The sequence below is a fragment of the Mycobacterium yunnanensis genome (assembly GCF_025823185.1).
In the GTDB taxonomy this organism is placed as follows: Bacteria; Actinomycetota; Actinomycetes; order Mycobacteriales; family Mycobacteriaceae; genus Mycobacterium; species Mycobacterium yunnanensis.
This window is the reverse complement of the sequence record NZ_JACKVK010000008.1, coordinates 473,497-494,743: the sequence shown is the minus strand read 5'-3', so window position 1 is coordinate 494,743 and position 21,247 is coordinate 473,497. Positions and strand designations below refer to the sequence as shown.

Annotated in this window: 21 protein-coding genes; 6 read left to right on the top strand and 15 right to left on the bottom strand. The window is 68.2% G+C overall.

The annotated features are described in order from the left end of the window. Positions 1 to 3: 3 nt before the first annotated feature. The 8 genes from H7K45_RS12535 to H7K45_RS12500 form a co-directional block, all read right to left on the bottom strand. The gene (locus H7K45_RS12535; RefSeq protein WP_263996131.1) at positions 4 to 654 is read right to left on the bottom strand and encodes a nucleoside/nucleotide kinase family protein; all 651 of its coding nucleotides are present in this window, start codon (positions 652 to 654) and stop codon (positions 4 to 6) included. Then, positions 651 to 1,583 (bottom strand): PfkB family carbohydrate kinase, encoded by a 933-nt coding sequence (locus H7K45_RS12530; protein ID WP_263996130.1) that lies wholly within the window; start codon positions 1,581 to 1,583, stop codon positions 651 to 653. The genes H7K45_RS12535 and H7K45_RS12530 overlap by 4 nt, the downstream gene beginning before the upstream one ends. After that, complete coding sequence (locus tag H7K45_RS12525) at positions 1,561 to 2,343, bottom strand: ATP-binding cassette domain-containing protein (protein WP_263996129.1); 783 nt, start codon at positions 2,341 to 2,343, stop codon at positions 1,561 to 1,563. The genes H7K45_RS12530 and H7K45_RS12525 overlap by 23 nt, the downstream gene beginning before the upstream one ends. After that, positions 2,340 to 3,332 carry an ABC transporter permease gene (locus H7K45_RS12520; RefSeq protein ID WP_263996128.1) on the bottom strand — a complete coding sequence of 331 codons (993 nt, stop codon included), beginning with the start codon at positions 3,330 to 3,332 and terminating at the stop codon, positions 2,340 to 2,342. The genes H7K45_RS12525 and H7K45_RS12520 overlap by 4 nt, the downstream gene beginning before the upstream one ends. Further along, a complete protein-coding gene (locus tag H7K45_RS12515) occupies positions 3,329 to 4,333 on the bottom strand; it encodes a substrate-binding domain-containing protein (RefSeq protein ID WP_263996127.1) in 1,005 nt (334 codons plus the stop codon). The genes H7K45_RS12520 and H7K45_RS12515 overlap by 4 nt, the downstream gene beginning before the upstream one ends. 107 nt (positions 4,334 to 4,440) lie before the next feature. Beyond that, on the bottom strand, positions 4,441 to 5,520 hold the full coding sequence (locus tag H7K45_RS12510) for a DUF7159 family protein (protein ID WP_263996126.1): 1,080 nt from the start codon (positions 5,518 to 5,520) through the stop codon (positions 4,441 to 4,443). 87 nt (positions 5,521 to 5,607) lie between these two features. After that, positions 5,608 to 7,422: a serine/threonine protein kinase StpK7 gene (gene stpK7 / locus H7K45_RS12505; RefSeq protein ID WP_263996125.1), complete on the bottom strand. Its 1,815-nt coding sequence runs from the start codon at positions 7,420 to 7,422 to the stop codon at positions 5,608 to 5,610. Between the two features lie 45 nt (positions 7,423 to 7,467). Beyond that, positions 7,468 to 8,619 (bottom strand): N(5)-(carboxyethyl)ornithine synthase, encoded by a 1,152-nt coding sequence (locus H7K45_RS12500; RefSeq protein WP_372512559.1) that lies wholly within the window; start codon positions 8,617 to 8,619, stop codon positions 7,468 to 7,470. A 148-nt stretch (positions 8,620 to 8,767) separates the two neighbouring features. On the opposite strand from H7K45_RS12500, the gene H7K45_RS12495 reads away from it, so the two are divergent. Then, positions 8,768 to 8,971, top strand: coding sequence for a hypothetical protein (locus tag H7K45_RS12495; protein ID WP_263996123.1), 204 nt, complete (start codon positions 8,768 to 8,770; stop codon positions 8,969 to 8,971). A 139-nt stretch (positions 8,972 to 9,110) separates the two neighbouring features. Then, the gene (locus H7K45_RS12490; protein WP_263996122.1) at positions 9,111 to 9,287 is read left to right on the top strand and encodes a hypothetical protein; all 177 of its coding nucleotides are present in this window, start codon (positions 9,111 to 9,113) and stop codon (positions 9,285 to 9,287) included. Between the two features lie 21 nt (positions 9,288 to 9,308). Here H7K45_RS12490 and H7K45_RS12485 read toward each other — a convergent pair whose 3' ends face one another. After that, positions 9,309 to 9,989 (bottom strand): VldE C-terminal domain-containing protein, encoded by a 681-nt coding sequence (locus tag H7K45_RS12485; protein WP_263996121.1) that lies wholly within the window; start codon positions 9,987 to 9,989, stop codon positions 9,309 to 9,311. 269 nt (positions 9,990 to 10,258) lie between these two features. Here H7K45_RS12485 and H7K45_RS12480 point away from each other — a divergent pair, with 269 nt between their 5' ends. Both H7K45_RS12480 and H7K45_RS12475 read left to right on the top strand, forming a co-directional pair. After that, entirely contained in the window at positions 10,259 to 10,663 is a 405-nt protein-coding gene (locus tag H7K45_RS12480; protein ID WP_372512532.1) for an MmpS family transport accessory protein, read from the top strand. Continuing rightward, on the top strand, positions 10,660 to 13,560 hold the full coding sequence (locus H7K45_RS12475; RefSeq protein WP_263996119.1) for an MMPL/RND family transporter: 2,901 nt from the start codon (positions 10,660 to 10,662) through the stop codon (positions 13,558 to 13,560). Before H7K45_RS12480 ends, H7K45_RS12475 begins: the two co-directional genes overlap by 4 nt. On the opposite strand, the gene H7K45_RS12470 is transcribed toward H7K45_RS12475, so the two are convergent. After that, positions 13,550 to 14,005: a hypothetical protein gene (locus H7K45_RS12470; RefSeq protein ID WP_263996118.1), complete on the bottom strand. Its 456-nt coding sequence runs from the start codon at positions 14,003 to 14,005 to the stop codon at positions 13,550 to 13,552. The genes H7K45_RS12475 and H7K45_RS12470 overlap by 11 nt on opposite strands. A 115-nt stretch (positions 14,006 to 14,120) precedes the next feature. Between H7K45_RS12470 and H7K45_RS12465 the strand changes: the two genes are divergently transcribed. Next, entirely contained in the window at positions 14,121 to 14,246 is a 126-nt protein-coding gene (locus H7K45_RS12465; protein ID WP_263996117.1) for a hypothetical protein, read from the top strand. A 103-nt stretch (positions 14,247 to 14,349) separates the two neighbouring features. Further along, complete coding sequence (locus H7K45_RS12460) at positions 14,350 to 15,036, top strand: DUF1942 domain-containing protein (protein WP_263996116.1); 687 nt, start codon at positions 14,350 to 14,352, stop codon at positions 15,034 to 15,036. A 5-nt stretch (positions 15,037 to 15,041) separates the two neighbouring features. On the opposite strand, the gene H7K45_RS12455 is transcribed toward H7K45_RS12460, so the two are convergent. The 5 genes from H7K45_RS12455 to H7K45_RS12435 all read right to left on the bottom strand — a co-directional run bounded on the left by H7K45_RS12455 (position 15,042) and on the right by H7K45_RS12435 (position 21,154). Then, positions 15,042 to 16,472 (bottom strand): amidase, encoded by a 1,431-nt coding sequence (locus H7K45_RS12455; protein WP_263996115.1) that lies wholly within the window; start codon positions 16,470 to 16,472, stop codon positions 15,042 to 15,044. Then, on the bottom strand, positions 16,469 to 18,082 hold the full coding sequence (locus tag H7K45_RS12450) for an amidohydrolase (RefSeq protein ID WP_263996114.1): 1,614 nt from the start codon (positions 18,080 to 18,082) through the stop codon (positions 16,469 to 16,471). Before H7K45_RS12450 ends, H7K45_RS12455 begins: the two co-directional genes overlap by 4 nt. Positions 18,083 to 18,187: 105 nt before the next feature. Beyond that, a complete protein-coding gene (locus tag H7K45_RS31485; protein WP_263996113.1) occupies positions 18,188 to 19,147 on the bottom strand; it encodes an Lrp/AsnC family transcriptional regulator in 960 nt (319 codons plus the stop codon). Between the two features lie 23 nt (positions 19,148 to 19,170). Further along, positions 19,171 to 20,139, bottom strand: coding sequence for an aldo/keto reductase (locus tag H7K45_RS12440; protein WP_263996112.1), 969 nt, complete (start codon positions 20,137 to 20,139; stop codon positions 19,171 to 19,173). 97 nt (positions 20,140 to 20,236) lie between these two features. Next, positions 20,237 to 21,154 (bottom strand): LysR family transcriptional regulator, encoded by a 918-nt coding sequence (locus H7K45_RS12435; RefSeq protein WP_263996111.1) that lies wholly within the window; start codon positions 21,152 to 21,154, stop codon positions 20,237 to 20,239. Between the last annotated feature and the right edge of the window lie 93 nt (positions 21,155 to 21,247).

The following is a 21,247-nucleotide window of genomic DNA, read 5'->3' as shown; positions in this document are numbered from 1 at the left end:
TGGTCACCGGAGACGCACGATTCGGTCCGCGCGACCGGCGGTCGACTCGATGAGTTGGGCGTTGCGCTCGTCGGGTCCCAGCGCCCAGAACGCCGCGTCCTGCGGTGACTTTCCATACGACTCGTGCCGGCGGAGCAGCCGGTCATGGCGAATCTCGGTGTCGGGGGCCAAGAACCAGACCTCGTCGATGCACGCGCGCGCGGCCGGCCAGGCGTCGGCCTCCAATAACAGGTAGTTGCCCTCGGTGACGACAAGGGGAACCGTCGGCGGAACCGGGATCGAGGACCCGATCGACTCCTCGATCTCCCTCAGGAACCGCGGCGCGTAGACGACCGGGTCGTCGACGCGCTGGGCCCGCAACGTCGCGATCAACCGCGCGTAGCCGCCGTCGTCGAACGTGTCGTGGGCACCCTTGCGATCCCGCCGACCGAGCTCGATCAGCACCTCGTTGGCCAGGTGAAAACCATCCATGGGGACCAGCACGGCCACCTCGGGACCCAGCGCGGTGACGAGTTGTTCTGCAACGGTCGACTTTCCGGCACCGGGCGCCCCGGTGAGCCCGACGATGCGGCGCTCACCGCCGACGACGAGCGCCTCGGCCCACGCGACCAGCTGGTCCAGGGTGGTGTCTTCGACGTCCTGCTCGATGGTCACCGTGACCGCCTTCTCGTCTGCTCATCGTGGATGTGGCCCGGGAGTCGAGTCAGCCAGGCCCGCGGCCCGACCACCGAACACCGCAGCGCCGCGACACGGGCGGACCGCGCGATCCGGTCGCTCAGCGAGTCTGTCGCCCGCACCGCGAAGTACGCATAGGCACCGTGGAACGCATCCCCGGCACCCGCGGTGTCGACGACCTCCACCGGGGGCACCGGTACGGTCCCGGACTCCCCGTCGGACCACCACCGAACGGGCTCGCCGCCGTGAGTGGTGACGACCGTGCCGACTCCGTCACCGACCAGGGCGGCCGCCGTCGAGTCGGTGGTGTCGGTGCCCGGCACCCGAAAGTCCGCGGAGCACACCATGTCCGTGGCGTGGGAGGCCAGGTCGGACATGACGGGCTTCCAGCGCCCGGCGTCGACGACCACGGTGGTCGACGCCGCCCGGGCGAATTCGACCGCGGCCGACGCGATCAGTGGGTGATGACCGTCGACCAACAGCACGTCGGCGGCGCCGACCAGAGCCTCCAGATCGGCCGGCGGCGCCGCCTCGGAGTTCACCGCGTCGAGCGAGACGATCGACCGGTCACCCGTGGACTCGACGACCGAGACCGCGGACACGGGCACCGCCCGGGTGGTGCCCGCGGCGGCGTCGACGACGCGGACACCGTAGGCGGCCAGATCGGCGCGGATCAGACCGGCGACCGGATCGTCGCCAAGGGCCGTCACCAGGACGGCCTCGCCACCGAGTCCGGCGAAGGTGACCGCCGCGTTGGCCGCCGGTCCGCCAGCCGCCACGAATTGGCCCGTCGCCGTGACCTTTTGGTTCACCGCAGGGGGCGCGGCGATGCGGTGGACCACGTCGAGGGTCGCCAGACCCACGAACAGTCCCTGCGGCGCCCCCTCAGAGCCCGGCGCGTTCCTCATCGCTCGGTTCCTCCGCACCGGTCATGAGCGCGACCACCTCGGACATCGACCGCGACTTCGGGGAGACGACGCCGGCGCGTTGCCCCAAGCGGTGGATGTGGATTCGATCGGCCACCTCGAAGACGTGGGGCATGTCGTGGCTGATGAGCACCACGGGGATGCCGCGGTCGCGGATCGACCGAATCAGGTCGATCACCTGACCCGACTCACGCACTCCGAGAGCCGCCGTCGGCTCGTCCATGATGATCACACCACGACCGAACGCGGCGGCGCGCGCCACGGCGACACCCTGACGTTGACCGCCGGACAGCGTCTCCACGGCCTGGTTGACCGACTTGATGCCGATCTTCAGGTCGGCGAGGTGCTGCGAGGCGTCCTCCCGCATCTTGGGCATGTCGAGTCGGCGGAAGACGCTGCCGAGCAGGCCCTTTCGTCGTACCTCGCGGCCGAGGTAGAGGTTGGAGGCGATGTCCAGTGCCGGTACCACCGCGAGATCCTGATAGACCGTCTCGATCCCGGCCGCCCTGGCGTCACGCGTGCTCTTGAACGACACGGGCGTGCCGTTCATCAGGATCTCGCCCGAGTCGGGCACCACCGCACCGGCGAGAGCCTTGATGAGACTGGTCTTTCCGGCGCCGTTGTCGCCGATGACGGCGAGCACTTCACCTTCGCGGAGTTCGAAGTCGGCACCGTTGATGGCCGTGACGTTGCCGTACTTCTTGACGAGGCCGCGAGCCTCGAGCACGGGTGCGGCGCTCACTGTGACCTCCTGCGCGCGAACTGGTCCACTGCCACCGCCACGATCACCAGGACTCCCGTCGCGATGTTCTGGTACAGGTTGTCCACCCCGGCCTGGGTGAGGCCGTTGCGGAGCACGCCGACGATCAGCGTGCCGACCAGGGTGCCGCCGACCCCGCCGCGGCCGCCGAAGAGGCTGGTGCCGCCGATGACGACCGCGGTGATCGTCTCGAGGTTCGCGTTCTGGTAGGCATTCGGGTCGGCGTTGGGGATGCGACCGAGCGCGGCCCAGGCGGCGATGGCGGCGATCACCCCGGTGGTGAGGTAGACCGAGAACAGCACCCGGCCGGACTTGATGCCCGAGAGGTTGGAGGCCTGCGAGTTGCCGCCGACGGCGTACACGTGCTTGCCCCAAGCGGTTTGGGACAGCGCGTACCACGTCACCAGGTACACCAAGAGCATCGCGACGACGCCGTAGGTGGTCGAGAACGTCCCGAGCCGGAACGACGTGCCGAGGAAGGTGAGGGGTCCCGGCGGCACGCGGTAGGTCTCCGACCCCGCCAGCAGCCGGGTGGCTGCCTGGATCGCGGTGAACGTGCCAAGCGTGACGATGAACGGCGGCAGTCGCAGCATCGTGACGAGGCCGCCGTTGACCGCACCGAACACCATGCACACCAGCAGCGTCGACCCAAGCGCGACCACCGGCCCGTTGGCGCCGGCACTTTGGGCCATCACGATGGTGCCGAAGACGGCGACCGCGCCGATGGACAGGTCGATGCCGGAGGTCAGGATGATCAGTGTCTGGCCGACGGCGAGGATGCCGACGACGACCGACTGCTGCAGGATCAGCGAGACGTTCTGCGGGTTGAGGAACGAATCCGAGACCGCGCTGAAGATGACGATGGCGATGACGAGCGCCACCAGCGGTCCGAGCAACGGTTCACGAAGGATGCTTCCGACGTTGAACCGGCTCGACACGGACGGCTGCGCCGTCGCGGGTGCGGTGCTCACGAGCCCGCTTTGCCCCAGCAGTTCTGCTCGCCCCAGGCGGTGTCCTTGGACTCCAGACCGGCGACGGGCTTGTCGGTGATCAGCTGCGACCCGGTGTCGTTGAAGCCGCTGGGCTTGGTGCCGTCCTTGGCGAACTTCACCACGGCCTGCACGCCGAGTTCGGCCATCTTGGCCGGGAACTGCATGACCGTCGCGCCAATCTTGCCGGCCTTCACGTCGGCGACGCCGGTGCAGCTGCCGTCGATCGACCCGATGGTGATCTGGTTGGCGCGGTTGGCGGCCTGGATCGCCTGATAGGCGCCGGCGGCTGCCGGCTCGTTGATCGTGTACAGCGCGTTGATGCCCGGCGCGCGCTGCAGGATGTTCTCCATGGCGGTCTGGGCCTTGGTCTGGTCGCCGTTGGTGTTCTCCCGGCCGACGATCTCAGGGGAGTCGTTGGTGATGCCGAAGCCCTCGAGGAAGCCGTCGTGACGGAAGGTGTCGACGGTGCCGCCCGGTGTGCCGTCGAGCATGACCACCTGCGGCGGCGTCGAGCCGATGGCGGCCTTGACCCACTTGCCCTGGCTGACCCCGGCGGCCTTGTTGTCGGTCGCGAACGTCGCGTCGACGGCGTCCTCGGGATCGGTCGCGGTGTCGAGCGCGATCACCACGACGCCGGCGTCGCGCGCCTTCTTGATGGCGTCCAGCACGCCGGTCGAGGAGTTCGGCGTGATGAGGATGCCCTTGACGCCCTGGCCGACCATGTTCTCGATCGCCGAGACCTGGCCTTCGTTGTCGCCGTCGAACGCACCGGCCAGCGCGACGAGCTTGGCGCCGTCCTTGTCGGCCTGGGCCTGCGCGGCCTCGCGCAGCTTGACGAAGTACGGGTTGGAGTCGGTCTTGGTGATCAAGCCGACCTTCACGTCCCCGGAGCCGGACCCGCCGCAGCCGGTCAGACCGAGAACCATCGTGCCGGCGACGAGCGCCGCCCCGACCGTGGTCATGCTGCGCTTACCGAACATGCGGACTCCTTCGTCCTCGATGCGACGGTCGGTTCCGTCACGCGATGCCGGGAGCCTATGCGGCAGGCAAGCGCTTGCGCATGCGCTTTCGCAAAATCGTCGTGCGGCTACTGGCCGGGCTCGTGGAAGCGGCCGATGATCGGGATGCGGTCGATGATGCGGTCGCGGAGTCGGGGCTGCCGCGGCGGTGGAACGTAGACCGGGGCGGGTGGCACGTAGGCCGGTGGCGGCGCGACCGGGGGCGCGACGTACTCCGGTTGGGGCGCCGGCGGCGCGGCGACGACCATCGTCTTGGCGACCGAATTCGCCATCTCGGCCAGCCCGACCACCGGCCGCGCCGGTGGCGGCGGGGCCACGACCGGATCGTTTCGCTGTGCGGCACTTGAGTTTTCGGCTACGGTCGCAGGCTCGGGTGGACTCAGCGTCAACCCGATCGCCAGTGCCGACGACACGACCAGCGTCACCACCGCGGCAGCGAGGACGGCCGTCAACGCTCCGGTGCGCGACCTCAGCCACGGCCACGGACCGCTCACCCGAGGCGCCGACCCGTCCACGGTCCGGCCGGCGACCAGTGCCGCGCCGCGGGCCAGGGCCAGATCGGCCTCGGTCGCGGAGAAGACGGGTGCGGTGGTGACGGCCTCGACGGCGGACACGATCACCGCCACGTCGTCGGAACCGATGACGAAGACCGCCTGCAGTGCACGGTCGAGGGCGGCGACGACGCTGCTGGTGAGCTCGATCGCGTCGGCCCGGTCGGCGGGTCGGGCCACGTGCTCGACGGTCACCTCGCCCGCGGCGACCACGGCGACGAAGGCCGAGTCGGGTTCGACGATGCAGACGGCCACGTCGTCGTAGTCCGTCAGCGCGGCGACGCCGTCGGCAAGGGCGGCGACGGCGGCCGCGTCCGACACGGGGACGACGTGGCCCCGCGCGGCGAACGCGTCGACGACGGCGGACGCGGCACCCTCCGCGGCGGCGGTGCTCGTGACACCGACGACCCGGATCTGGCGTCCGGCGATGACGTCGGGATTCAGGACCGCACGCGCCAGTAGATCGGGGTCGACGTCGTCGATCTCGGTGATGTCCAGCTCGCCGCGATCCACGGGATCGCCCTCGCCCGTGGTCCCCTCCACCAGCACCCAGCGCAGTGCCGTCGTGGTGAGCGACAGGCCGAGTACGAGGTCCACGGTCGTCAGGCTACCGCCGGGGGCGAACATCGCGGTGCAGGCCGCGCGGTCGTGACGTCAAGTGGCAGAACTGAACTGGGCGCGTTCCTACCGCGCCGCCCCGTTGACCGTCGGCGCGTCGATCATCCCCTTCTCGACGCCCCACTGCGCGGCGATGGTCCGGTACTCGCCGGTCTTCATCACCTGCTCCAAACCCTGCTTCAAGGACTCGGCCAGCCCGGACCCCTTCGCCACCGGCCAGCCGTAGGACGCGGAGTCGGTGACCTCCCCCGCCGTCTCAAGGACCCCGGCGCTGAGCTTCACGGCGAACCCCGTCACGGGTGAATCGGCGGACATCGCGTCGACCTCACCGGCCACCAGCGCCTTGGTCAGATCGTCCTGCCGGGTGAAGACCACCATGTCGATCGGCGACAACCCGGCCGCCGCGCACTCGTCGCTCTTGGCCGGAATCTCCTTCGACTCCTGCAGACCACCTTGCGCCACACCGACTTTCAGCCCGCACGCCGCCGACGGCTCGACGGTGGTACCCGCGCGACGGGCCCACAGATTGCCGGCGCTGAAGTACGTCACGAAGTCGACGTCGCGTTCCCGGTCGACGGTGTCGGTGAACGACGACGCGCCCACGTCGAAGTTGCTCGCCTGCACCGACGGGATGATGCTGGCGAACGCCGTCTCCCGATAGTCGGGCTGCAAGCCCAGAATCCGTGCGACCGCGTCCATCAGGTCGACGTCGAAGCCGACGATGCGCCCCTGCGAATCCTTGAACTCGTTGGGCGCGTACGGCACGTTGACGCCGATCACGAGCCGACCGGACCGTCGCACGTCCTCCGGAACCGTCGCGGCGATCGACGGAACGGCCCCCGCCCGCAGGTTCGGGTCCGGTGGCGCCGTGCTGCTCTCGACGGCCGCCTGCCGAGTGCCCTCGTCATCGGATTCCGTGCGCCACTGCACGACGCCCAACGTGCCGACGGCCGCCACCAGCACGATTGCCGCCACGACCGTGACGACCGTCCGGGACGACCGCCACGCGCCGTGCGTCGGCATGCGGCGCGCCGAATGCCGACCCGAACGGGCACCCCCACGCACGGGCGCGTGCAGGGCCCGCTGCGCGGCGGCGGCCAGTTCGGCACCGCTCTGATAGCGCTGCGCCGGCTTCTTCGCCATCCCCTTGGCGATGACGTCGTCGAAGGCGGCCAGCCGAGAGTCGAACTCCGACGGGCGCGGCGGGGCCTGCACCATGTGTCCGGCGATCTGTTGTTCCAGGCTGTCCGCGGGAAACGGACGCGAACCCGTCAGGCACTCGTAGAGCACGCACGCCAGCGCGTAGACGTCCGAACGGGCGTCACTGCGACCCGCGTCGAATCGCTCCGGCGCCATGTAGGCCAGCGTGCCGAGCGTGTTGCCTGCGGTCGTCATGCCCTTCTCACCCGCGGTCCTGGCCAAACCGAAGTCGATCAGGTAGGCGAATTCGTGCTTGGTGAGCAGGATGTTGGACGGCTTGACGTCACGGTGGATCAGGTTCGCCTCGTGCGCGGCGTCCAGGGCCGCGGCCACCTGCTCGACGACCGTCACCGCCAGCGCCGGGTCGACCGGCCCGTCGGCCTCGGCGAGGATGTCGCCCATGGTCTTGCCGTCGATCAGCCGCATGTCGAGGTAGAGCCGCCCGTCGATCTCGCCGTACCCGTGGATCGGCACGACGTGCGGGTCGCTCAAACTGGCCGCGGCCTGGGATTCCTTGCGGAAGCGCTGCTGAAAGACGGCGTCCTCGGCGAGATGGGGAGGGAGCACCTTGAGGGCGACGACGCGGTCGGTCCTGGTGTCGTAGGCGCGGTAGACCTCGCCCATGCCACCCCGGCCCAACAGCTCCTGCAGCTGGTAGTGCCCGAATGGCGTCACGCTCACCCTGTGCTCCTCGGCGACGGCCACCCCCGTGGCCGTCGATAGAAGCTACCGCACGTGCGGATACTCCGGCGAACGGTGCTGAAATGCGAGGATGTCGGGATTGACGATGGTGCCGTCGCGAATCTCGATCGCCCGGCGCACCGTTTCGTCCTCGTCCCATGACGCAGGCCCGCCCAGAACGGTTGGCAAGTAGGGAATCAACGCCTCGCTGATCTCCCACGTCGCGGCGTTCCACAGATACGACGGGCTGTGGTCGACTGCGTAATACGTGACGTTGTCGCCCACGACGAAGGCCGGATCGTCGAACGTCGTCGGGCGGGCCCAGCTGAAACCCATTCCCGCATCGCAGGATACGTCGATGAGCAGGCTCCCCGACCGGAAGGCGGGAAGGTCCGCTTCGGTCAGGAACACCAGTGGCGAATTGGGGTCCTGCAGCACGCAGTTGACGACGACGTCGTGCTCGGCCAGGAACTCCGCCAGCCGCACCCGGCCGTCGTCGGTGAGCGCGAAACTCGAGCCGTCCTCGTCGGACTCGAACTGCACGATGTTGGCGGAGTGGATGGGCGAGGCGACCTCGGCGACGCTGCGATTGGTCAACACGTCGACGTCGTGAACACCGATGGCGCCCAGCGCCGTGACCGCCCCACGCGCCGTGGCGCCGAAGCCGATCACCGCGGCCCGCAGCCGCCGCCCATAGGTACCGGTCGACCCGATGACCTGCAACGCGTGCAGTACCGAGCAGTAGCCCGCCATTTCGTTGTTCTTGTGGAAGACGTGCAGTTTGAAGGAGCCGTCCTCACCCCACAGGTTCATCGCCTCGAACGCGATCAAGGTCAGGTGCCGGTCGACGGCCTGCTGGGTCAGCTCGGCGTCCTGCACGCAGTGCGGCCAACCCCAAAGGATCTGTCCGTCGCGCAATTCGGCCAAGTCGTCGGCGTCGGGCTTGGCGAGCAGGATGACGTCGCACTCGGCGATCAACTGCTCCCGGGTGCGCACACCTGCGACCGACGCCGCGAGGTCGTCGTCGGAGATGCCGAAGTGCTCGCCGTATCCGCGCTCGAGGTAGACCTTTCCGATGACGTCCGAGTCGATGCGGTCGAGGTGTTCGGGGTGGATCGGCAGCCGGTACTCGTTCTCCTTGCGCGTGTGCGCGATGACGCCGAGGCTGAGTTCGCTCACGTGGCCCTCCCGAGGCATGGTCATGCATCGAGCCGGGATGCCGACTCGTCGGTTAGACCGTACGCGACCAGCCGACAAGGGTTCGATTTCGCCCGTGTGTCAACGAAATTGACACCTTGGCGATATCCGCGTGTACTGGAGGCCCACCGAGGATCCGAGGCACCGTGTGACTACGAATTCGATCGTCTTGATCGTCGTCGCGATCCTCGTCGCGCTCGCCTTGGCCGCGATGGTGGCGATCTTCTCCCGCAAGTTTCGCGGCGACCGGCGGTTGCTCGGCGGCGCCACCGTGCTGGGCGAGCTGGCCGCGGATGCCGCGGTCCTCGAGCATCGCGACGAGCTGCGCACCGAGCACGACGGCCGGCCCTGACCTTCCGCGCGACGTCGACCGCTTTCAGACGTGCGTCGAATTCGATGTTTGAAACTCGTGGATACGTGATTGACGGCCGGGTAGCTGGCAGCTAAGTTTGTCCCATATCTGGGAGTGGTTTGGTATCGGGGGAGTTCACATGGGGCGCTGGATCGTCGAAATGTTCACAGCGCGCCGCAGCGAGGTCGCCAACTTCGACGAGGGCTGCCCCGTCTGCGACCACCCGTTCGGGCACTTGACACATGCGTGCATCAGCTCGATCGCGCCGCTGCGCGTCGAGGTGCCCAACCTGGTGCCCGAGGCCGTCGTCGCTTAGTGCGACCCGCCCCAAATACGTTCAGCGGTAATAGATTTCGTCGCCAGACGGGTATCCCCCGCCGAACGTCGTGAGGTGCACGTGGTCGAAGTGCCCGGCGCCGGAATTCTGCGGACCGCTGGGCGTGTAGTAGACGCCGCGCCAGATCGCATCCTGCAGTGAGAACCGCGCCGCGTTCTCCAGCGCGTAGGCCACGATCTTGTTACCCAACGCAATGCCCTGGGGTGAACTCGCGTTCGGGATCATCACGTCGAGCGCCAAACCGTCCGGGTGCCAGCGGAGCGCATCGGCTCGTACGCCGCCGATGCTGTGGATCTCGGGGAACACCACGCTGATGCTGCGCGCCAGGAAGATGGTCTTGACCTGCAGACCGGCCTCGGGGGCCACGCCCTTGGGGAGGATCCGGTGCAGGTCGAGTACCCGCCACCGCGAGGCAGCCACCGGAGCCGCCACGGTACGGGCGGGCGAGGCGGAGGAGAACAGCGCCATACTGGCGGGAGCGGCCGGGTGCACGCCCTCGGACGCGGGCACCACCTCCAGGCAACACGGCGTGGCGGGCAGTGGAACCGACTCGGCGACGTCCTCGACGACCACGGCACGAGGGCTGGCACCGGCTGTCGCGAGTACCGCGAGAGAGGCCACGACGCCGGCGAGCAACAGCGGCGGTCTACGCCGACGCGTCTCCAGCCGATGCCTGCCCACGAGAGCACTTTACGGGGTGTCGCACCCCAATCGGTAATCTTTCCGATATCCAATCGTGATCTGCGGCGCCGTCACCTGTGAATGGGCTGTACTTGGGAGCCCATTCCGCCGTATTCGTTGCGGCGTACGGTCCCGTATCGTACTGTCCATCTAGCTAATCTAACGACTCTTCACCAGCACCCCGCCTACCACCGTCCGCATGCCCCAGCTCGCCGAAAGGGCCACGCTTGCACGGGATTTCGATTGGACGGCGCCTGGGTCGACGCTGGATGACGCTGGTTGCGATTCTCGTCGTCGCGGTGGCCGGCTTCGCCGTGTACCGCCTGCAGAGCATCTTCGCGTCCCAGGACGTGGTCTCGACCCCGAGCGCAGGCGCCAACGAGATCGTCCCGTTCAACCCCAAGCACGTGGTACTGGAGGTCTTCGGCCCGCCCGGCACGGTCGCAACCATCACCTACCTGGACGTCAACGCCCAGCCCCAGGTCGCCAACGGCGTACCGCTGCCCTGGGCCTACGACGCCACGACCACTCAACCCTCGGTCTTCGTCAACGTCGCAGCTCAGGGTGACAGCAGCACCCTGGGTTGTCGCATCAAGATCGACGACGTGGTGAAGGACGAGAGAACGGTGAACACGCTGAACGCCTACACCTACTGCCTGGACAAGTCGGGATGAGCACGCACCAGGCCGAGCGCCCCACCCGCACCGACCGCGTGGGGCACGGCATTCGCCGCTACGCCCCGCTGGTCGTGCTGTTCTGGCTCGCGCTCGCCGTGGTCACCAATGTGTTCGTGCCGCAGCTGGAGAAGGTCGCCGAGGCCCACAACGTCTCGCTGAGCCCACAGGATGCGCCGTCGCTGCAGGCCAGCAAGGAAATCGGCAAGAAGTTTCAGGAGTACGACTCCGACAGCGCCGCGATGATCGTCCTGGAGGGCCAGCAGCCACTCGGCGCCGACGCGCACCGCTACTACGACGACCTGGTCAAGAAGCTGTTGCAGGACACCGCCCACGTCCAGCACGTCCAGGACTTCTGGGGCGACCCGCTGACCGCGGCCGGCTCCCAGAGCTCCGACGGGAAGGCCGCGCTGCTGCAGGTCAACCTCGCCGGCAACCAGGGCGAATCGCTGTCCAACCAGTCCGTCGACTCGATTCGCGACATCGTGAACCGGTCGTCGCCGCCGCCGGGGGTGAAGGTGTTCGTCACCGGCGCCGCACCCCTGGTCACCGATCAATTCGAGGTCGGCAGGCAAGGCACCCTCAAGACCACGCTGATCACCCTCGGCGTGATCGCGCTGATGCTCTTCTTCATCTACCGCCGCCTCACCACGGTGTTCGTCGTCATCTTCACCGTCATGATCGAGCTGACCGCCTCCCGCGGCGTGGTCGCCGTCCTGGCGAACGCGGGCATCATCGAACTGTCGACCTACTCGACCAACCTGCTGACGCTGTTGGTCATCGCCGCGGGCACCGACTACGCGATCTTCATCCTCGGCCGCTTTCACGAAGCCCGCCTCACCGGCGAGGACCGCGTGAGCGCCTACGCGACGATGTACCGGGGCACCTCGCACATCATCCTTGGCTCGGGGCTGACGATCGCCGGTGCGGTGTTCTGTCTGACCTTCACCCGACTCCCCTACTTCCAGAGCCTCGGCGTGCCCGCCGCCGCCGGTGTGCTCGTCGCCGTGATCGCCGCGCTGACGCTGGCCCCCGCGTTGCTGTCGATTGGCCGGCACTTCGGCCTCTTCGAACCCGCCCGGCCCCTGCAGACCCGTGGCTGGCGGCGCATCGGCACGGCCATCGTCCGCTGGCCGGGGCCCATCCTGGTGGCGACGGTCGCCGTGGCCCTCATCGGCCTCCTCGCCCTGCCGGCCTACAAGACCAGCTACGACGCCCGGCCCTACATCCCCGCCACCGCCCCGGCCAACGTCGGCTACGCGGCGGCCGAGCGGCACTTCTCCCAGGCGCGCCTCAACCCCGAGTTGCTGATGGTCGAAGCCGACCACGATCTGCGCAACCCCACCGACATGATCCTGCTGGAGCGCGTCGCCAAGGCCGTCTTCCACACCGACGGCATCGCGCAGGTGCAGTCGATCACCCGCCCACTGGGCACGCCACTGGACCACACCTCGATCCCGTTCCAGATCAGCGCGGGCAGTTCCGCGCAGATCCAGAACCTGCCGTTCCAGCAGGCCCGCGCCGCCGACCTGCTCAAGCAGGTGGCCACCATCGACGACGGCGTCAGGGTGCTGCGCGAGCAGTACGCCCTGCAGCAGCAGTCCGCGGCGGTGACCGACGAGCAAGCCAAGGCCTTTCAGCAGACCGTCGCCACGGCACAGGACCTCCGGGACAAGATCGCCAACTTCGACGACTTCTTCCGTCCCCTGCGCAGCTACTTCTATTGGGAGCCACACTGTTTCGACATCCCGGTGTGTGCGGCGCTGCGGTCGATCTTCGACGCCCTCGACGGCATCGACGCGCTGACCGATCAGCTGGGTGACGTCGCGGGCAGTATCGCCAAACTCGACGCGCTGCAACCAAAGCTGTTGGCGCTGTTCCCTCCTCAGCTGGCCAACCAGCAGACCAACCGCGACCTCACGATGACGAACTACGCCACCAACTCCGGCATCAACGACCAGTCCGCGGCGAACCTGAAGAATTCGACGGCGCTCGGTCAGGCCTACGACGCCTCCAAGACCGACGACTCCTTCTACCTGCCGCCCGAGGCCTTCACCAACCCCGAGTTCCTGCGCGGGCTGAAGTTGTTCCTGTCACCGGACGGCAAGGCCGCCCAGATGATCATCACCCATGACGGCGATCCCGCTACGCCAGAGGGTATTTCGCACATCGACGGCATCAGGCACGCGGCACAGGAAGCCGTCAAGGGCACCCCGCTGGCCGGGTCGAAGCTGTACCTGGCCGGAACCGCCGCCACGTACAAGGACATTCAGGACGGCGCGAAGTACGACCTGATGATCGCGGCGATCGCGGCCATGAGTCTGATCCTGCTCATCATGATGTTCATCACCCGCTCCCTGGTGGCCGCGTTCGTCATCGTCGGGACCGTCGCGCTGTCGTTGGGCGCCTCGTTCGGCCTCTCGGTGCTGATCTGGCAGGACTTGCTGGGCATCGACCTGTACTGGATCGTGTTGGCGCTGGCCATCATTCTGCTGTTGGCCGTGGGTTCGGACTACAACCTGCTGTTGATATCCCGGTTCAAGGAGGAGATCCACGCCGGGCTGAACACGGGCATCATCCGGGCCATGGCGGGTTCCGGCTCGGTCGTGACCGCCGCCGGTCTGGTGTTCGCCGCGACGATGGCGTCGTTCGTGTTCGCCGACCTCCGGATCCTCGGTCAGATCGGCACGACCATCGCGCTGGGGTTGCTCTTCGACACGTTGATCGTGCGCTCGTTCATGACGCCCTCGATCGCGGCTCTGCTCGGACGGTGGTTCTGGTGGCCGCAGGTGGTGCGTCCACGGCCCGCACGGTACTGGCCGCGCGACGAGCGCTCGGATCGTCAGCTGCCGCTGTGGGAGGACGGCGACCCCGCGGTGACCTCGGTCAGGCGCTGACGGATTCGCGGTCGGGATGCACGTCGGCCAGCTTGCGCTTCAACCGGGCGACCTTGCGCAACTGAACGGCGATGTTGATCGACGACAGCATGGGGATGCCACCGACGAACGTGCGGAACGACGGGTTGCCGCCGTAGACGTGCAGTTCGTACAGGCACCCCACGACGTAGAAGAACCCGCAGCAGAACAGGGTTGCCGGGATGGCCAGGGCCAGGGGCGAGCGGGCGTCGTCGACGAGTTCCCTGGCGTACACGAATTCGTCCTGCGTCATCGGTTCACCCTTGCGCAACTTGGCGAGGACGGCCTTGTGGGCGCCGACTTCCTCGCCGAGTGGAGCCGGCGTACGGCCGTCCAACCTGCGCAAATAGACGAAGACGCAGGCCGCGAAGGTCAGCCCGGCCAGACCGGCCAGAATCGTCAGAAGTCCCCACACACCGAGATCCATGCCGGCCCCTTCCTCGCTCGTCAACTAGGTAGTACCTCTAATGAGGTTACCTCAACCGCGTCCCGTGGAACTTTCGTCGTGGCGATCTTGGTCGGGTCGTGCCTAGGCTGAGGACATGCGGCGAGTACTGGCGGTTCTGGCGACGTCCCTGGTGCTCGCCGGCTGTGGCAGCGGCGCAGGCGGCGGCATCACGACCACCACCGAGCAGATGCCCACCACGACGACGCCGTCGCCGTCCTGACGACATTTCTTACGGCTCGCGTCATTTCGTTTGCGTCCCCTCCCTCCGGGCAACACGCCTCCGACGGTCATCAAGCGCATTCGGCGCACCGAAGGGAACACACGTGAAAACCAGCAACGTTCAAAAGATCGCCGGTGTAATGATCGGCACCGCGGCACTATTCGGGGTCTCGTCGGTGGCCCCCGCCGCGGCGATCAACAACATCAAGGGCTTCGGGGTGCAGGAGACACTCAAGGACTTCTACAACCTCGGAGACTTCAGCAGCGAGATCGGCTACACGGTGAAGAACCTCAAGCCCAGCCGTGACGCCGTCCCCTACCCACTCGCGGGACGACTCTACGAGGCCAACGTCACCACGACGGCGGTCGTGGGATCCGTTACGCCACAACCCAACAACTTCCTCGCGCGGAGCGCGAACGGCACCGACTACCGGATGCTGCCCGTGTCCACACTGAGTGGAGCACCCCTCGGTCCGGGCGGCACATCCAGCGGCAAGCTGTACTTCGACGTCGTCGGCGAGAACCCCGACAGCGTCATCTACAACAGCAACTTCGAGGATCTGCTCGGATGGGTGGGCCTGCAGCCCGTCGAGCCCGCCGAAGTCGTCCCAGGAACCGACGCCAGCGGCGGGACGTCCTCGGGCGGGACGTCATCCACCGAGGGTGGTGGCAGCACCGGAGTCCAGGGGTCGACCGGCCCCAACCAGGCCACGCCCCCGAGCATCAGCGACGGCGCGCAGAACGGCCCGTACGGACCCGCGGGCAGCACCCCGCCGGTGGGCAACAACTAAGCCCTTCAGGGGATCTCGAGGAGAGGCGGGGTGCGCCTGCCGTGCCCCGTCCTTTCTTCGAACGCCGCGGCGATGCCCATCAGCCGGGCTTCGCTACGCGCCCGAGTGACGACCTGCAATCCCACCGGTAGGCCGTCGGGGGTGAAGCCCGCCGGCACCGACATCGCGGGCACACCGAGGGCCGTGATGAGGTAGCACGACGCCATCCAGTCCAGGTAGTTCGTCATCGTAGTGCCGGCTACTTCGTTGGGCCACAGGAGGTTTGCGTCGAACGGCGGCAGTTGGGCCGCCGGCGACATCAGGACGTCGTAGTCGTCGAAGAAGCGGTCGGCGGCACGCCGAAGGCGCGTCATCTCCGCCAGCGCGCGGGTCACCTCGCGCCCGGTCAGCTTGCGACCCTGCTCGACGTTCCAGGCGATGTCGGCCTTCACCGCGTCGGGTTGGCGGTCGACCACATCGCCCCAGGCATGGTCGAATTCGGCGGCTCGCAGCGTCCGGAAGACGACGTCGGCGCCGTCGACATCGGGGCAGGCGTCCTCGACGTGGGCGCCATGGGCGCCGAAGACCGCCACCGCCTCGTCGAGCACATGGGAGACCTCGGACTCCACCGGGATCCGCCCGCCCAGCGTGGGCGCCCAGGCCACCCGAAGCCCGCGGAGGTCTGCGGGGACGACGTCGGCGAGTGAGCTCGGATCTTCGCCGAGCGCAAGGGGATCCGCGGGATGCGGCCCGGCGATCACCGACAGCATCAGTCCCACGTCTGCGACCGTGCGAGCCATCGGACCCATCACCGACAACGGGAAGTACGGCAACCCCGCGGCGGGGTCGGGCACCCGGCCCGGGGTGGGCCGCAGCCCGACGACGTTGCAGAACGACGCCGGGTTGCGCAGCGAGCCGCCCATGTCGCTGCCGTCGGCCAGCGGTTGGAATCCCAGAGCCAGCGCGACGGCCGCGCCGCCGCTGCTGCCGCCGGCGGAACGGGTGAGATCGTACGGGTTGCGCGTGGTCCCGAAGACGGGGTTGAAGGTGTGCGATCCGGCCGCGAACTCGGGCACGTTGGTCTTGCCAAGGATGACGACGCCGGCCGCGCGCAGGCGGGCGACGATCTCGTCGTCGGCGGTGGGCACGTTGTGCTCGAACAACGTCGAGCCGTAGGTGGTTCGCAGGTCGGCGGTGGCGTGGGTGTCCTTGATCGACATCGGCAGACCCGCCAACGGTCCGAGCGCGGATCCGGCGGCGCGGGCGGCGTCGACCTCGTCGGCCGCTCGAAACGCGGCGTCCGGGTCCATCGAGACCACGGCGTTCACCGTGGGGTTCAGCCGCTCCAGTCGTCGAAGGTGGGCGTCGAGGAGTTCGCGTGCGGAGAATTCTCGTGCCTGCAGCCCACGCAGCTGCTCGCGCGCGCTGCGCATCACGAGTGGATCGGTCTCGGTCACGGCTGCGGTGACACCGGCTCGCCCGCCACGACGGTCGAGGTGACGTTGGTGGTCAACAGCTCGATCTGCTCGCCGGTGAACGGATTGCGGTCCAGGACGACGAAGTCGGCGGCCTTGCCGGCTACCAGCTGTCCGGTCAGCTCGTCCCAGCGACAGGCGAAGGCCGCGTCCTTGGTGCCGTGGGCGAGCGCTTCGGCCAGGGGCAGCGCGTACTCCGGGATGTTGGGGCCGAGGCCGGGCACGAGCGCCGAGCATCGGGTGGTGGCCACGTACATGTTGGGCAGCGGCGCATGGGGCGCGGTGGGCGCGTCGGTGCCGAAGGCGAGCACCCCACCCGCCGAGGTGATCTCGGGCCACGGCATACCACGCTCGGCGCGCTCGTCACCGAGCATGGCCACCCAGTTCTCGGCGACCGCGGGATCGGCGTGCACCGGCTGCATGGATGCGACCACGCCAAGGCCGGCGAGGCGCCGAATGTTGTCCGGCGTCACGGATTCCAGGTGTTCGATGCGGTGGCGCCGCGCACGCGGGCCGTTGACGGCGTGCGCGTGCTCGATCGCCGACAGCGCGATGTCGGACGCCTCGTCGCCGATCGCGTGCATGGCGACCTGCAGACCGGCGGCGTCGGCCGCCGCCACGACGGGACCGAGCGCCTCCAGACTCCAGATCGGGCCGCAGTGGCTGCCGTCGGCATAGGGCGACTTCATCGCCGCGGTGCAGCTGTCGATGACGCCGTCGACCATCACCTTGATGCCCGTCACCCGCAACCACGGCCCGTTCAGGCGCTTGGCCAGCTCCGCGGCGTACCGAACCTGGGCGACGTTCTCGGCTTCGGTCGCACACAGGTCGACGAACCAGTGTGCGGCGACGCGGATCGGCAACGTGCCGTCGCCCCGATCGAGCTGGCGCTCAAGGGTTTCCAGTTCGGCCTGCCGCAGGGCCATGTCGACCGCGGCAGTCACCCCGGACGCCAGGTACCGAGAGAAGGCCGACCGAAGCGCACGATCGCGGTCGTCGTCGGTGACCGTCGAGGTCAAGAAGCTCGCCGCCAGCTGCAAGGACGCCGTCTCGTAGAGCATGCCGGTGGCGACGCCGGTCTCCAGATCGCGGGCGATGCGACCGCCGATGGGATCCGGTGTGTCGTCGTCGATTCCGAGTTCCCGCAGCGCTGCGGTGTTGACCCACATCGAATGCGAGTCAAAGGCGTCGAGGTATACCGGCCTGTCGGCTTCCATCTCGTCGATCATGTGACGGTCGGGGATGCGCCCGGGGATCGACGTCGCCAGCCAGTTGCGTCCCATGATCCGCGGGGCTTCGGGGTCGGCCGCGGCGGCAGCCGTGACCCGCGCGGCGATGTCGTCGAGGTTCTGGGTTCCCATGAGGTCGACGTGCCCCAGGGATTCGCCGAACGGCACCAGATGCGTGTGGGCGTCGATGAAGCCGGGCAGAACGAAGGCGCCACCCAGGTCGACTGCCTCGGCCCCGGTGGCGTGCCTGGCGGCCGACGCCTCGTCGCCCACGTAGAGCAGGCGCCCGTCGGCGACCACCATCGCCTCAGCCCAGGCGGGCTCGGCCGCGGTGAAGATGCGCGCGTTTCGGTACAGGATCATCGCGGGGCTCCTAGACGGGTCGTAATGCGTCACCGTACACACAAAGACAGCCGGAATGCCTCGTTTGATCGGCGAGAACGGCAGAAATCGTTCGTTTGGCCGCCGTCAACGACGAAAAGCGCTGCGCTCCTCCACGCGAATGCCACTGCGCTTGTACGCGGCGAGCACGGGTGAGGACCGGACGGATTCCACCGTCGACGTCCACGGCTGCTCGGTGACGAACCGCCGGAAGTCCTCCAGGGTCTCGACGGCGACGTCGACCACCAACTGGTGCTCCCCCATCGTCATCGCGGCGTAGCGCACGAAGGGACTTGCCACGAGGTCTGCGGCGACGTGCGGCACGGCCGCCGGGGTCGTCCGCACCCACAGGAAGGCCGAGACGTCGAGGCCGAGAAGCGTGGGTGCCACGACGGCGCGGACGTCGATTCGGGTGCCGATCAAGCCGCCGAGACGCCGACGGATGCTGGTCTCGGACTGGCCGACCGCGGCCGCGATGTCGGTCACGGCCGCGCGCCCGTCGGCCTCCAGAATGTCCTGAATCTGCTGATCGGCGTCACCAAGCTTCAGCATCGAGGCCGGCGGTTGTCGACCGAATGAGCCGTTGATCGCGGCGGTCTCGGCCGGCGAGAGTTGACCCGGCATCCAGGAGCTGAGGGTTCGGTAGTAGTCGAGGATGGGGCTGGCCGACACTGCGGTGACGCCGTCGACTGCGGGAAGCTCGTCGATGACCGCACGGGCCAGGGCGCCGCCGCTGGGCTGGTGCGCCTCCACCACGATGCGTGCCGGCGCACCAAGCACGTAGACGAAGATCGTGTCGGGCCGCGTGGCCAGTTCGCGGGCGACGGCGTCGACCCGCTGCGGCGTGGTGGTGATCTCCAGGATCGCGGTGGTGGTGGTCGTCGGCAACGCGACCACGCGGACGGCACCGGAATTCAGCAGCGCCATCCCGCGGCGCGTGACGGTACTGACGGAGACCTCGAGCACCTCGGCGATGCGCCGCCACGACGCCCGGCCGTCGACTTGCAGGGCTCCCACGATCCTGCGGTCGAGTTCGTCGAGGTGCACTGCGACAGTATGCCGACCCGCGCCTAGCGCACCCCGAGTTCGGTGTAGCGTCCGCCGGCGACCATGTCGCTGAGGGGTTGCAGCTCGGCCAGCGTGGCGTCGTCGAGTTCGACGTCGAGAGCGGCGACGTTCTGGTCGAGTCGCTCCGCATGGCGGGTGCCGGGAATCGGGACGACCGCGACGCCCAGCCGCTGCGCTTGGGCGTACACCCAGGCCAGCGCGACCTGGGCGGGCAGGACGCCGAGCCGCTCGCCGATGGCGCGGACGGTGTCGGCGATGACCTGGTTCCGTCGGCCCGCCTCCCCGGTGAATCGCGGGTTGCGGGCCCGGAAGTCGTCGGCGTCCAGCGTCGCGGCGTGCACCGACCCGGTGAGGAATCCCCGCCCCAGCGGCGCGTAGGGCACCAGGCCGATGCCCAGTTCGGCCATCACCGGCGTGACCTGCTCGACATCCCTTGTCCACAAGGAGTATTCGCTTTGCACCGCAGCGATCGGATGCACCGCGTGAGCTCGCCGCAGGAGCTCGGCGTCGACCTCGCTGAGACCCAGGTACCGAACCTTGCCGGCCTGGACCAACTCGGCCATCGCCCCCACGGTGTCCTCGATCTCGGCGTTCTGCGGCGGCCGGTGCAGGTAATAGAGGTCGACGTGGTCGACGCCCAACCGCAACAGCGAGGCCTCGCAGGACCGCTTGACGTACGGCGGGTCGCCACGGAGCACACGCTTGTCGTCGCCGCTGCTGCGGTCGATGCCGAACTTGGTCGCGATCTGCACGTCGTCACGCCGCCCGGCGATCCCGCGACCCAACAACACTTCGTTGTGACCCGCGCCGTACTGGTCGGCGGTGTCGAAGAGGGTGACACCCACGTCGACGGCGTGGCCGGTGGTGGCGATGCTGGTGTCCCAGTCCGAGGATCCGTAGTACTCGCTCATCCCCATGCAGCCCAGGCCTTGAGCCGACACGTCGAGGCCACCCAGACTCGTTCGCTTCATGGACGTCCCTTCGGTCCCCTCGAGCATCGGTCAGCAGCGGTGCGGACACAATGGGCGCCGCACTCCTAGGATCGGCCGGATCCGTCGACCGCGCACGTCACCGTTGGTCGAAGCCCTCCTCCAGCTGGCGCGCTGCCGCCGCACTCACGGCAATCGCCTCGTGGGCCGCGGGGCTGAGCCGTCGCTCGGCGAGGTGGGCGATGAGGATGCGGCGCTGCGGCGGGCGCGTCGCCAGCTTGATCGACCGCACGTCCGGCCGCGGGTTCAGCACCGCCAGACGCGGTGCGATCGCGACGCCGAGTTCTACTGCGACCATTGCCTGGACCTCTCCGTAATCGTGGGCGAACACACTGGTTCGCGGCGTGAAACCGCCCTGCTGGCACAGCTTTTCGAGCGTTTGGGCCACCGGATGGTCGTCGGCGCGCACCACCCACGCCTCGTCCCGCAGCTCGCCGATGCTGATCGAGTCGCGGTCGGCGAGGCGGTGGCGCTCGGACACCAGCAGCATCGTCGGATCGTTCATCAGGTGGTGACAGGTCAAGGTCGGGTCCTCGATCCTGTTCCACTCGTAGTCCCACAGCAGGGACAACTCGGTCTCCCGCCTGCGCAACGAGTCGACCAGTCGGGAGAACCGGCCGCTGAGCACCGTCAGGTCGACACCGGGATGCCGGGTCTTGAACTCCTTGACCACCAGCGGCAGCAGCGACGAGCCGGCCGTCGGGAAGGTGCCGATCGCCAGGACGCCAGCACGCAACCCGCGTATCTCGGCGAGTTCGGCGTCGGCAGCCTGCAATTCGACCAGGATCCGCTCGGTGTGGCGCACCACCGCGCGCCCCGCCTCGGTCAGCACCACGCCGCGCGCATGGCGCTCGAGCAACGGCTGTGCGGCTTCCTTCTCCAGCTTCGCAATCTGCTGCGATATCGCCGAGGTGGTGTAGCCGAGGGCGTCGGCCGCGGCGGTGATGGAGCCGTGGGTGGCGACCTCGCGGAGCGTGAACATGCGGTTGGTGTCCATGACGACCGTCCTACAAGGGTTAAGAAAAATTTAAGTGCACTGTATCAACTCGACATTGTCGTTAAGTCGGGTCGTTCCTACTGTGATCTACGT